This is a genomic window from Actinomyces sp. ICM47 (assembly GCF_000278725.1).
Taxonomy (GTDB): domain Bacteria; phylum Actinomycetota; class Actinomycetes; order Actinomycetales; family Actinomycetaceae; genus Pauljensenia.
The window spans coordinates 1-10,362 of record NZ_ALCA01000021.1; the positions used below are offsets into that span (position 1 = coordinate 1).

Consider the following 10,362-nt stretch of genomic DNA (forward strand, 5'->3'; position numbering starts at 1 on the left):
TCCCGCGCCGCGCCGGCGACCGCGCCGCCGTCGAGGCTGGCCTCCTCCCGGGTCTGCTTCCCTTCGGCCGCGGCATTGACGAGGCCGGGGCACAGTCCCTGGGATGGGGCGAGCTGCCCGAGCGCGGCCTCGACGCCAAGCAGATGATCGAGGCCGCCGCCTCCGGCGAGCTGAAGGCCCTGGTCGTTGGCGGCGTCGACGTCCGCGACTTCGACGAGCCGGCCGCCGTGCGCGACGCCCTCGACGAGGTTCCTTTCCTCGTGTCGCTTGAGGTTCGCGCCTCCGAGATCACTGATCGCGCGGACGTCGTCCTGCCGGTCGCCCCCGCGGTCGAGAAGAACGGCACCTACATCAACTGGGAGGGCCGCCTGCGTCCCTTCGGCCAGGCGCGCTCCGCGACCTCGCTGACGGACCGCGACGTGCTCGTGCGCCTCGCCGAGGAATTCGACGCCGACCTGGGCATCACCACCCTGTCGGACCTGTACACCGAGGTCAACCCCCTCATGGAGTGGGACGGCGACCCGCAGGACTTCACCCCGGCCTCGGCGCAGGCTCCCGCCGTCGCTGGTCAGGGGCAGGTCGTTCTGACCTCCCACAAGCCCATGATTGACGCCGGTCGCCTCCAGGATGGCGCTCCGTGGTTGGCAGGATCGGCCCGCCGTCCCGTCCTCCTGGCCTCCGCCGCGACGCTGGCCGCCGCGGGCATCACCCCCGGCGCTGACGCGACGCTCGAGACCGAGCGTGGAACGATCACCCTCCCGGCCGCCATCGCAGACCTGCCCGACTCCGTCGCGTGGGTTCCCGAGTGCTCGACCGGTTCCGTTATTCACGAAAACCTCGGCGGTGTCGGCACCGTCGCGACCCTGCGCGCCACGCAGGAGGTGGCACGATGACACTGACCCCCTTCGCAGTCCCGGAGTACACCGCCGCGGACTTTAGCCAGGAAACCTGGTGGCTCAGCCTCATCAAGGCCGTGTTCATCATCGTCTTCCTGATCGCCAACGTGCTGCTGGCCCTGTGGGTCGAGCGCCGAGGCCTGGGCCGCATGCAGACGCGTCCCGGCCCGAACGTGGCGGGCCCCCTCGGCCTGTTCCAGGCGTTCGCCGACGCGGGCAAGCTCCTCTTCAAGGAGGACATGTGGACCCGCAGGGCCGAGAGGTTCCTGTACTTCCTGGCTCCCGCAATCGCGGCTTTCGCGGCTTTCAGCGTCTACGCGGTGATCCCGATGGGGCCGAACGTGTCGATCTTCGGCCACTCGACACCGCTGCAGCTCGCCGACATGCCCGTTGCCTCCCTGTACATCCTGGCGATTGCCTCGCTGGGCCTGTACGGCATCGTCCTGGGTGGTTGGTCGACCCGCTCGACCCTGCCCCTGTATGGTGCCGTTCGTTCCTCCGCGCAGGTCATCTCCTACGAACTGGCCATGGGCCTGTCCCTCGTGAGCGTGTTCCTCATGTCGGGCACCATGTCCACGTCGCAAATCGTCGCCGCTCAGGGACAGTTCTGGTGGGCATTCACCCTCTTCCCGGCGTTCGTCATCTACTGCATCAGCGCCACCGGTGAAGTCAACCGTCTGCCCTTCGACCTGCCCGAAGCCGAAGGCGAAATCGTCGCCGGCCACATGACCGAGTACTCCTCGATGAAGTTCGGCTGGTACTACCTGTCCGAATACGTCAACATGCTCAACGTCTCGGCCGTCGCCACCACGATGTTCTTCGGCGGCTGGCACGCCCCGTGGCCGCTATCCCACGTCGAGTTCCTCAACTCCGGCTGGTGGGGCATGCTCTGGTTCTTCCTCAAAATCTGGTTCTTCATGTTCCTGCTCATCTGGACGCGCGCGACCCTGCTGCGTTTCCGCTACGACCAGTTCATGAACCTCGGCTGGAAGCGCCTCATGCCCATCGCCCTGGGCTGGCTCGTCCTCGTCGCCCTCGTGCGCGGCGTCACGCAGTTCGTCCAGCTCTCCACGCCCGTACTCTTCGGCAGCGTCGGCGTTCTCTTCCTGGTCGCCCTCGTCATCATCTGGGTGACCGACAAGCCCGAGCCCGAGCCGATTCCCGCCTCCGAGCGCGAATACACCGGCTTCGAGGACGGCTTCCCCGTCCCGCCGCTGCCCGGACAAACACCCGTCGCCAGCCCGCGCGCCAGGGCCACCATTGAGGGCACACTGGCCACGGCCTCGGCAATCGACAACCCGAAGGAGGGCACCGATGAGTGAGAAGACCACCGGCGAGGACATGCTCTTCGAGCACGACCCCAAGGGTGCGTTCGCGCAGTTCGTCGCCCCCATGGCCGGCTACGGAGTCACGATGGCTTCGTTCTTCCGACCCACCGTCACCGAGCAGTACCCGCGCGAACCCGCGCGCGTCATGCCTCGCTTCCACGGACGTCACCAGCTCAACCGCTACGACGACGGCCTCGAAAAGTGCGTCGGCTGCGAGCTGTGCGCCTGGGCGTGCCCAGCCGACGCGATCTTCGTCGAAGCCGCGTCCAACACGCCCGACGAGCAGTACTCCGCGGGCGAGCGCTACGGCCGCGTCTACCAGATCAACTACCTGCGCTGCATCTTCTGCGGCATGTGCATCGAGGCGTGCCCCACGCGCGCCCTGACGATGACGAACGACTTCGAAATCGCCAAGTACACCCGCGAGGACGACATCTACGAGAAGGGAGACCTGCTGGTCCCCCTCTCCGACGGCATGCTCGACACGCCCCACCCCATGGTCGAGGGCAAGAACGACATCGACTACTACCGCGGGGACGTCACCGGCCCCACCGCCGCCCAGGTCGACTGGGTCGCGGCCCGACGGCCTGACGATCCCTCCCTCAAGACGGTGCGAGTCGCGAAGGAGACACACTGATGAACCTGTCCAACGGTTGGCCCATGATGGGGTCAACGGGGGAGATCATCCTCTTCGCATGCACGGCCATTTTCATGGTCGGCTGCGCCCTGGGTGTCCTCTTCATGAAGAAGGCCGCGCACTCGGTCATCTGCATGGTCGGCGTCATGCTCGGCCTGGCGGTCCTGTACATCGCGAACAACGCGCCCTTCCTGGGTGTCGCGCAGATCGTCGTGTACACCGGTGCGATCATGATGCTCTTCCTCTTCGTCATCATGCTGATCGGCATCGGCACCTCCGACGACTACGCCCGCCAGTCCCGCGGCGCGATCGTCGCGGCGGTCCTCGGTGGCCTCGGCCTGATCGTCATCGTCACGACGGCGATCCTCAAGGCGGCCCCCGCCACCTACGCGCCCAGCGACGTCGACCCCTACTCGAACCAGCCCGTCACCGACCTGGCGATCACGCTGTTCCAGGAGCACTGGCTCAGCATGGAACTCGCGGGCGGCCTGCTGATCACCGCCGCGGTCGGCGCGATGCTGCTGACCCACTCCGACCGCCTCGGCCCGAAGGTTAACCAGGAGCAGACGGCTCGCAACAAGATGCGCGCATTCGCCGAAAAGGGCACTCGTATCGGCCAGCTGCCCGCCCCCGGCGTCTACGCCCAGTCGAACGCGGCCGACGTGCCTGCCATCTCCGGCGAGACCCTCGGCCCGGTCGAGGAATCTGTGCCCCGCGTCCTGCGCGTGCGCGGCCTCGCCCGCACGATCGGCGAGGTCACCCCCGAGGTCTCCGAGCAGCTCGCCCTCGCACGCCACGACGACAACACCGCCGTGGCCGTCGAGGAATCGCCCTACACCATCGGGCGCACGCCCGACGTCCCGCGCTCCGGCTCCTTCGGGATGCCCGGCGCTGCCGCGCCCACCGGACTGGCCCAGCCTCGGGCTCGCAAGGCGCGCACCACCACCCCCACTGAGAAGAAGGAGGAGAGCAAGTGAGCCTCGCCTGGTACCTCATCCTCGCGGGTGTGCTGTTCGCCATCGGAGCGACCACGGTCCTCGTGCGCCGCAGCGCGGTCATCGCGCTCATGGGCGTCGAAATGATGCTCAACGCCGCGAACCTCGTCCTCGTGACGTTCTCGCGCATCAATTCCAACGTCGACGGAGAGATCATGGCGTTCTTCGTCATGGTCGTCGCGGCCGCTGAAGTCGTCGTCGGCCTGTCGATCATCGTGTCCATCTATCGTTCCCGCTCGACCACGAGCGTGGACGATCTCAACCTGTTGAAGAACTGAAGGAGGACGTAACCCATGACCACCTTCCTTTCTGCGCAGGCGTCCGGCGCCGCCCAGACGGTCGCCGCCACCGGAGCCGCCTCCTACGCGTGGCTCCTCATCCTGATCCCGCTCGCCAGCGCAGGCCTGCTCCTGCTGCTCGGGCGCTCTTCCGACAAGTGGGGCCACCTGCTGGCGACCCTCGCATCCTGGTCGACCTTCGTCATCGGTGCGGCCATCGCCGCCCAAATGTGGGGTGCCCCCGAGGACGCGCGCCGCTTCGGTGAGACCCTGTTTACTTGGATCCCCGCCGGCGACTTCACCGTGAACTTCGGCCTGCTCGTCGATCCGCTGTCCATCACCTTCGTCATCCTGGTGACCTTCGTCGGTTCGCTCATCCACGTGTACGCGATTGCCTACATGGAGCACGACGAGGCCCGCCGCCGTTTCTTCGCCTACCTGAACTTCTTCATCGCGGCGATGCTCACGCTGGTGCTGGCCGACTCCTACGCCGGCCTCTTCGCCGGCTGGGAGGGCGTGGGCCTGGCCTCGTACCTGCTCATCGGCTTCTGGAACCACGTCCCCGCCTACGCGGTGGCTGCCAAGAAGGCGTTCGTCATGAACCGTGTCGGCGACATGGGCATGCTGATCGCCATGATGGGGATGGTCGCCTCCTTCCAGTCGGTGTCCTTCTCCGAGGTCTCCGCCCGCGCAGGCTCAATCCCGACGGCCTCCGCCACGTTCATCGGCTTCTTCCTGCTCGTGGCTGCCTGCGGTAAGTCCGCGCAGTTCCCGCTGCAGGCCTGGCTGGGCGACGCCATGGCCGGCCCGACCCCCGTCTCCGCGCTCATCCACGCTGCCACGATGGTCACCGCCGGCGTCTACCTGATCGTCCGCTCCGGCGCGGTCTTCGTCGCCGCCCCCGTCGCCGCTACCGCCGTCGCCATCATTGGCGCGATCACGCTCCTGTTCGGCGCGATCGTCGGCTGTGCGAAGGACGACATGAAGAAGGTCCTCGCCGCCTCCACCATGAGCCAGATCGGCTACATGATGCTGGGCGCGGGTCTGGGTCCCATCGGCTGGGCATTCTCGATCTTCCATCTCTTCACCCACGGCTTCTTCAAGGCCCTCATGTTCCTCGGTGCCGGTTCCGTCATGCACGGCATGGGCGACCAGGTCAACATGCGTCGCTTCGGTGCCCTGCGCGGTGCCATGAAGGTCACCTGGCTGACCTTCATGATGGGCTGGCTCGCCATCCTCGGCGTTCCGCCATTCTCCGGCTACTGGTCGAAGGACAAGATCATCGAGGCCGCCTTCAGCGCCCACACCTTCGGCGGGTCTGAGGCCACCTGGATCGGCTGGATCTACGGAACCGCCGCCCTGGTCGGTGCTGGCGTCACCGCGTTCTACATGTCGCGCCTCTTCTTTATGACGTTCCACGGCAAGGCCCGCTGGACCACCGAGGCCGAAGGCTCCCCCGTGCACCCGCACGAGTCCGGTGCCCTCATGACGGTCCCCATGATCATCCTCGCCATCGGCGCGGTCATCCTGGGTGCCGCCCTCTCCATCGGCAACACGTTCGTCAACTGGCTGGCCCCCTCCATCGGCCACCTCGAGCACGGACACCCCGTCATGAACGAATACATCATCCAGGGAGCCACGCTCGCCCTCGTCATCATCGGCGCACTCATCGCGTGGATGAAGTACGGTCGCGACGAGGTCCCCACCTCCGTCCCCGCAGGCAACGCCCTGACCGAGGCCGCACGCCGCGACCTCTACCAGGACACCGTCAACGAGACCCTGTTCATGATGCCCGCCAAGGGCCTCGTCACCGTCGCAACCGTCGGCGATGCGAGCGCCATCGACGGTGCGCTGAATGGCCTCGGTGCTGGTTCCCAGCTGCTCGGACGACTCGTTGGCGTCACCCAGAACGGCCTCGTGCGCACGTACGCCGCCTACATCCTGGGAGGCGTCATCCTCGCCCTGGTCATCGTCTTCGGATTCTGGCTGTAAGGGGTACACGACAATGGAAAGTGCAATGGTTGTTACTAACTTCCCGTGGCTGACCGTCCTCGTGGCTCTGCCGGCCGCGGGCGCGGCCCTCCTCGGCTTCGTCCCGCCCCTACGCCGGGCCGCCGGGCGCGTTATCGCCCTGGCGATCGCTCTCGTCGAGCTCGCCATCGGCGTCTACGCCGCCACCGTCTTCGACTGGTCGGCCCCGGCTTCGTACCAGCTCTACGAGTCCCGCGCGTGGATCCCGCAGATCGGCGTCACCTGGTCCGTGGCCGTGACCTCCCTCGGCCTCGTCATGATCCTCCTGGCTCTCGCGCTCGTGCCGCTCGTGCTCATCGCAGGCTGGGACGAGAACGAGGACCGCGGCGCGTACCCCGCGCTGGTACTCGCACTCCAGGCCTTCATGGTCCTGATCTTCGCGGCCTTCGACCTGGCGGTCTTCTACTTCGCCTTCGAAGCCATGCTGATCCCGCTGTACTTCATGATCGGACGCTACGGCGTCGGTGACGAAGCGGCGCGTCACAAGGCCGCCATGAAGTTCCTGCTGTACTCGCTGTTCGGCGGACTCATCATGCTCGGTGGCGTCCTGTTCATCTGGGCGCTCGGCTCCTCGACGCAGTCCAACACGATCGCGTTCTTCCGCATGGACACGCTGGCCGCACTGCTGCCGAACCTGTCGGCTTCCGTCCAAATGGTCGTCTTCGTGTCCTTCATGGTCGCCTTCGCGATCAAGGCCCCGATGGTCCCCGTCCACACCTGGCTGCCCGACACAGCCGCCGTCGCCCGTCCCGGCACGTCCGTGCTGCTGGTCGGCGTGCTAGACAAGATCGGCACCTTCGGCATGATCACGATGTGCCTGCAGCTCACCCCCGGTGCCTCCGCGTCGGCCAAGTGGGTCATGTGCGTCCTCGCCGTCATCTCCATCCTGTGGGGCGGCCTGTCCGCCAACGGCCAGAACGACATCATGCGCCTCGTGTCCTACACGTCCGTGTCGCACTTCGGCTTCATGGTCCTGGGAATCTTCATCGGATCCGAGATCGCGCTGGTCGGTGCCATGTTCTACATGGTCGCCCACGGCGTCTCCATCGCAGCGATGTTCCTGCTCTCCGGCTGGCTCTCGAAGCGTGGCGGCACGCAGGACATGCGCGACTACGTTGGCATGCAGCGCGTCACCCCGGTCCTCGCCGGCCTGTGGCTCATGAGCGGCCTCGCGTCCATCGCGCTGCCCGGCCTGTCCGGCTTCGTCCCCGAGTACCTCGTCCTTATGGGCACCTGGACGGTCTCCGGCCCGCTGGCGCTCTTCGCGGTCCTCGGCGTCGTCATCGCCGCAATGTACATCCTCATGCCCTACCAGCGCGTCTTCACCGGCGCACCCGGCAAGGGCAAGGAGGACCTGGCGGACCTCGGGGCGCGCGAGCGCGGCGTCATGACGCCCCTCGTCGTCGCGATGCTCGTCCTTGGTATTTGGTCGGCGCCCCTCGTGAGCGCCCTGACCCCGGTTGCTCAAGACCTCGACCTGGCTAACTCGCAGGTTCCGGCCGCCGCTGAAGGGAGCGCACAGTGAACGTCCTACCCATGGCTAACTTCCAGGCCCCCGAGGTTCACTGGCTGAGCCTCGCGCCTATCCTCATCGTGCTGGGCGGCGCGGTCCTCGGCATCCTCGTCGAGGCCTTCGCCCCCGCGAAGGTACGCCGCCCCATGGTCATCGGCCTGTCGATCCTCGCCACGGCCAGCGCGTGCGTCATGCTCGCCCTGCGCTGGGAACCCGTCCTCCTCAAGGCGACCTCGCTCGGGGAGTACATCGAGGACCCGCTGACGGTCGCCGCACAGTCGATCCTTGTCATCATCGGATTCATGGCCGTCCTGGTCATGGCTGACCGCACCTCCGTCGGCGACGGCGCGTTCGCCGGTCAGCCTTCCGACCGCCCCGACTCGGCCGCCGAGGAACTCACCGAGCGCAAGGGCTACCAGCGCTCCGAGATGTTCCCGCTGACCCTGTTCTCGCTGGGTGGCATGATGATCTTCCCAGCCGCAGATAACTTCGTGACCCTCTTCGTAGCTCTCGAAGTCATGTCCCTGCCGCTCTACATCATGGCCGCGACCGCGCGCTACCGCCGCCAGCTGTCCTACGAGTCCGCGCTGAAGTACTTCGTGCTCGGTGCCTTCTCCTCGGGCTTCATGCTGATGGGGTCGGCGTTCCTCTTCGGCTTCGCCAACTCGCTGCGCATCTCGGCGCTCGGCCCGGCCATCGCCCAGAACACCAACATGGACTGGATGGTCATCATCGGCGTCTTCTGCGTCATGGTCGGCCTCCTGTTCAAGGTCGGTGCCGCGCCCTTCCACGCGTGGACCCCCGACGTCTACACGGGTGCCCCGACTCCGGTCACCGGCTTCATGGCCGCCGCCGTCAAGATCGCCGCCTTCGCCGCGATGCTCCGCTTCTACACGGCCGTCGCCGTGTACCTGCAGTGGGACCTCCTGGCTATCTTCGCGGGCGTCGCCGTCCTGACGATCATCGTCGGTACCTTCGCCGGCCTCGTGCAGGACAACGTCAAGCGCATGCTCGCCTACTCTTCGATCGCGCACGCCGGCTTCATCCTCATGGGCATCATCGCGATCCAGAAGGGCGGCTCGGGCCATGTGTTGTTCTACACGCTCGGCTACGGCCTGGCGACGGTCGGTGCCTTCGGCGTGGTTGCGCTCGTGCGCGGCCGCGACGCCGACGGCAACGTCCTGGGTGAGGCCCCCAGCCTGCGCAAGTGGGCGGGTATCGGCCGCACCAACCCGTGGATCGCGGGCTCGATGCTGGTCTTCCTGCTGTCCTTCGCGGGCATCCCGCTGACCGGCGGTTTCATTGGAAAGTTCGTCATTTTCTCCGACGCGATCAAGGGCGGCCTCGCCTGGCTCGCGGTCGTCGGCCTTGTGGCCTCGGCGATTACGGCGTTCTACTACTTCCGCCTCGTGCGCGTCATGTTCTTCACCGAACCCTCGGAGGAGTCTGTCGTCGTGAAGTCGGAGGGGCTGTCCGCTCTGGCCATCGTCGTGTGCGCACTTGGAACCATCGCTCTCGGTGTGTTCCCGGGTCCCGTGTTGAGCCTGCTTGAAAAGATCGTCATACTGATCCCGTGAGCGCTCAAACACCCGATCTTCATGTTCCCGACCTCGAGTCCCGTATCACCCCGGGGCTCGAGGTCGTCGAGCGTCGTTTGCTCGACGCCGTCTCGTCGTCGCGCGACCTGACAGACGAACTGACGCGTCACCTGGCCGTCGCGGGCGGCAAACGGATGCGTCCACTGCTGACCCTCGTGTGCGCTCAGCTCGGCGATCCCGAGCGCGCACTCAGCGACCGGGTCATCACGGCAGCCACCGCGGTCGAGCTGACGCACCTGGCGTCCCTGTACCACGACGATGTCATGGACTCCGCTCCCACGCGTCGCGGCGTGCCTTCGGCGCAGCGCCTGTGGGGCAACAACCGCGCGATTCTCGCCGGCGACATCCTGTTCGCCCGCGCGTCGCTACTGGTCGCTTCCCTGGGACCCGAGATCGTCGCCCACCACGCGCGCACGTTTGAGCGTCTGTGCGAGGGCCAGCTCAACGAGACCTTCGGCCCCACAGACGACGCGGATCGCGTTGACTTCTATCTGCAGGTCCTCGCGGACAAGACCGGCTCGCTGGTTTCTACGGCCGCCTCCTTCGGTGCGCTGCTGTCCGGGGCCGGTTCCCTGATGGCTGGCATCGTTGCCGACTTCGGCGAAAAGGTGGGCGTTGCCTTCCAGATTGCCGACGACGTGCTGGACCTGGCGTCTTCTGGCCAGCAGTCCGGCAAGACACCCGGCACCGATCTGCGCGAGGGCGTCGACACGCTCCCCGTCCTCCTGCTGCGCCGCCGCGAGGCCACCGGCACGATCGACGAGGCCGGCTTGCAGATCCTGCGCGACCTGGACGGCGACCTATCCTCCGACGAGGCCCTCGCCTCGGTTGTGGAACGCCTGTGCGCCCACGACGTGCTCGATGAGACGCGCGAACTTGCGCGCACCTGGGCCAATGACGCTATCGCAGCGCTCGCCCCGCTGCCCAAGGGCGAGGTCAAGACTGCGCTCGAAGCATTCGCCACCCTCATGGTGGACCGCCTGGTCTGACTGTTTCACGAGGCCGGGGTCCTCTGCGCTGTTTGGCGCGGCGGACCCCGGCCTCGTTGTATGCGCGTGTTCTGCGTGTTGGTGCCTGGGGGCGGCG

The 10,362-nt window shown here is 66.8% G+C and carries 9 protein-coding genes; all 9 read left to right on the top strand.

The window, feature by feature from the left end; translation table 11 throughout:
• Positions 1 to 893: molybdopterin-dependent oxidoreductase (locus tag HMPREF1136_RS01065; protein ID WP_009647457.1), on the top strand; the 893-nt coding region annotated here is incomplete at its 5' end.
• Complete coding sequence (gene nuoH / locus HMPREF1136_RS01070; protein WP_009647454.1) at positions 890 to 2,218, top strand: NADH-quinone oxidoreductase subunit NuoH; 1,329 nt, start codon at positions 890 to 892, stop codon at positions 2,216 to 2,218. The genes HMPREF1136_RS01065 and nuoH, both read left to right, overlap by 4 nt.
• The gene (gene nuoI, locus HMPREF1136_RS01075) at positions 2,211 to 2,861 is read left to right on the top strand and encodes an NADH-quinone oxidoreductase subunit NuoI (RefSeq protein WP_009647452.1); all 651 of its coding nucleotides are present in this window, start codon (positions 2,211 to 2,213) and stop codon (positions 2,859 to 2,861) included. The genes nuoH and nuoI overlap by 8 nt, the downstream gene beginning before the upstream one ends.
• Positions 2,861 to 3,838, top strand: a complete 978-nt coding sequence (locus HMPREF1136_RS01080; RefSeq protein WP_009647459.1) for an NADH-quinone oxidoreductase subunit J — start codon at positions 2,861 to 2,863, stop codon at positions 3,836 to 3,838. Before nuoI ends, HMPREF1136_RS01080 begins: the two co-directional genes overlap by 1 nt.
• Positions 3,835 to 4,134, top strand: a complete 300-nt coding sequence (gene nuoK / locus HMPREF1136_RS01085) for an NADH-quinone oxidoreductase subunit NuoK (RefSeq protein WP_009647453.1) — start codon at positions 3,835 to 3,837, stop codon at positions 4,132 to 4,134. The genes HMPREF1136_RS01080 and nuoK overlap by 4 nt, the downstream gene beginning before the upstream one ends.
• Positions 4,135 to 4,149: 15 nt before the next feature.
• Positions 4,150 to 6,126, top strand: coding sequence for an NADH-quinone oxidoreductase subunit L (nuoL, locus tag HMPREF1136_RS01090; protein WP_009647456.1), 1,977 nt, complete (start codon positions 4,150 to 4,152; stop codon positions 6,124 to 6,126).
• A gap of 25 nt (positions 6,127 to 6,151) precedes the next feature.
• Positions 6,152 to 7,690 (top strand): complex I subunit 4 family protein, encoded by a 1,539-nt coding sequence (locus HMPREF1136_RS01095; protein WP_009647451.1) that lies wholly within the window; start codon positions 6,152 to 6,154, stop codon positions 7,688 to 7,690.
• 11 nt (positions 7,691 to 7,701) lie between these two features.
• Positions 7,702 to 9,255 (top strand): NADH-quinone oxidoreductase subunit NuoN, encoded by a 1,554-nt coding sequence (gene nuoN, locus HMPREF1136_RS01100; protein ID WP_034504334.1) that lies wholly within the window; start codon positions 7,702 to 7,704, stop codon positions 9,253 to 9,255.
• Positions 9,252 to 10,265, top strand: coding sequence for a polyprenyl synthetase family protein (locus HMPREF1136_RS01105; RefSeq protein ID WP_009647458.1), 1,014 nt, complete (start codon positions 9,252 to 9,254; stop codon positions 10,263 to 10,265). Before nuoN ends, HMPREF1136_RS01105 begins: the two co-directional genes overlap by 4 nt.
• Positions 10,266 to 10,362: the final 97 nt, after the last annotated feature.